The sequence below is a fragment of the Kitasatospora phosalacinea genome (genome assembly GCF_000716545.1).
Lineage (GTDB): Bacteria > Actinomycetota > Actinomycetes > Streptomycetales > Streptomycetaceae > Kitasatospora > Kitasatospora phosalacinea.
This window is the reverse complement of the sequence record NZ_JNWZ01000144.1, coordinates 1-1,852: the sequence shown is the minus strand read 5'-3', so window position 1 is coordinate 1,852 and position 1,852 is coordinate 1. Positions and strand designations below refer to the sequence as shown.

Annotated in this window: 2 protein-coding genes; one reads left to right on the top strand and one right to left on the bottom strand. The window is 76.8% G+C overall.

The genetic code is table 11. The annotated features are described in order from the left end of the window. The first annotated feature begins 451 nt into the window (after positions 1-451). A complete protein-coding gene (locus tag OO48_RS33810) occupies positions 452-739 on the top strand; it encodes a hypothetical protein (protein WP_051733401.1) in 288 nt (95 codons plus the stop codon). A gap of 43 nt (positions 740-782) precedes the next feature. Here OO48_RS33810 and OO48_RS33805 read toward each other — a convergent pair. Next, the coding region (locus OO48_RS33805; RefSeq protein WP_033223441.1) for an ABC transporter ATP-binding protein at positions 783-1,852 on the bottom strand (1,070 nt) is incomplete at its 5' end.

Here is a 1,852-nt window from a genome sequence, read left to right as displayed (position 1 = left end):
GGCGACCTTCCCGCCGCACCGGCCTGAGAGGCGAGCACGCCCCGGGGCGCGGGGCGGCGCCGTACGCGGGCGTCCTGCCGTCGAGCCTGCGAGGCGGCTGATGACGTTCCGGGCCCGGCGGCCCGAGCGGGATGGCTACGATCTGCGCGTGGTCGATGTCGAAACGAAGTTCCGGTCCTTGGACGGTACCGCTCTGTTCGGCACGATCCGTTCGGCGCAGACGCCGGTCGGGCAGCGGTGCTGGTCCACGGGCCGGGGGTGACCCGGAGGAGGGCGGTTTCTTCACGCGCCTGGCCGCGGGCCTGGCCGACTCGGCCGTGACGAGTCTGCGGTTCGCCCTGCGGGCGCACGGGGCCGGTGACGGGTAGGAGTCGGAGTTGACGATCGCTTCGGTGGCCAACGACATCCGGGCGGCCTGCGACCACCTGCGCGAGCGGACCGGCCGGGGCCGGTGCACGTGATCGCGGCGTCGCTCTCGGGCGGCGCCGCCGCGCTGCACGCCGCCCACCGGCCCGGCAACGGCGCGCAACTGGTCGACACCGAGGGCCGGCGCTTCACCGACACCTACCAGGAGACCGCCGCGGGTCCGTCGTTCTCGGGAACGGTGACGATCGCCCCGGGCGACACCGCCCTCGGGTTCGTCACCTTCGCGGTCCCGACCTCTTCCGAGATCGCCAAGGTGCAGTCCGCGCTGAACAGCGGCTTGGCCGACAGCGTCGGGCAGTGGACCGTCTCCTGAGCCCGGCCGGGCCCCGACGCTGCCGGCCGGGCCCGGCGCACGGTCAGTCCGGGTAGTGGCAGGCGGCGGTGTGGTCGCTGCCCGGGGCGGCCGGGGCGGGGCGCGGGGGGTCGGTGGCGCAGCGTTCGCGGCGGTCGGGGGTGAGGGCGGCGTGGACGGGGCAGCGGGCGCGGAACGGGCAGCCGAGGTGGCGTTCGGCCGGGGAGGGCGGGTCGCCGGCCAGCAGCAGGCGGGGGCGGGCGCGTTCGGCGGCCGGGTCGGGGAGCGGGACGGCGGCCAGCAGGGCCCGGGTGTAGGGATGGCGGGGGCGGGTGAAGACGTCCTCGGCGGTTCCGGTCTCGACGGTGCGGCCGAGGTACATGACGGCGACCCGGTCGGCGAGGTGGCGCACCACCGACAGGTCGTGCGAGACGAACAGGTAGGCCAGGCCGAGTTCGGCCTTCAGCTGCTGGAGCAGGTTGAGCACGCCGGCCTGGACGGAGACGTCGAGCGCGGAGACCGGTTCGTCCAGGACCAGCAGGTCGGGGCGGACGGCGAGGGCGCGGGCGATCGAGATCCGCTGGCGCTGGCCGCCGGAGAACTCGTGCGGGTAGCGGTCGGCGTGCGCGGGGTCGAGGCCGACCCGGCGCAGCAGTCCGGGGACGCGGCGGCGGGCCTCGGCGGCGGGGGTGCGCTGGGCGAGCAGCGGTTCGGCGACGGCGTCGCCCACCGGCATCCGGGGGTCGAGCGAGGCGGCCGGGTCCTGGAAGACGATCTGGACCCGGGAGCGCAGCCCTCGGACGGCGGCCCGGTCGAGGGTGGCGGTGTCCTGGCCGAGCAGTTCGATCCGGCCGCCCTGCGGGGCGGCCAGCCGCAGGATCTCGTACAGGGTGGTGGACTTGCCGGAGCCGGACTCGCCGACCAGGCCGAGCGTCTCGCCCTGCCGGATGTCGAGGTCGACGCCGTCCACGGCGTGGACCTCGCCGGCCCGGCGGCGCAGCAGGCCGCCGCGGTGGCGGGGGAAGCTGCGGGTGAGGCCGTGGACGGCGAGGACGGCCGCGCGCCCGGCGCGCGGGCCGGGGTCGGCGGCGGCGGGGAGTTCCGGGACGGGGTAGACCTCGGCGGGGGCGGGGC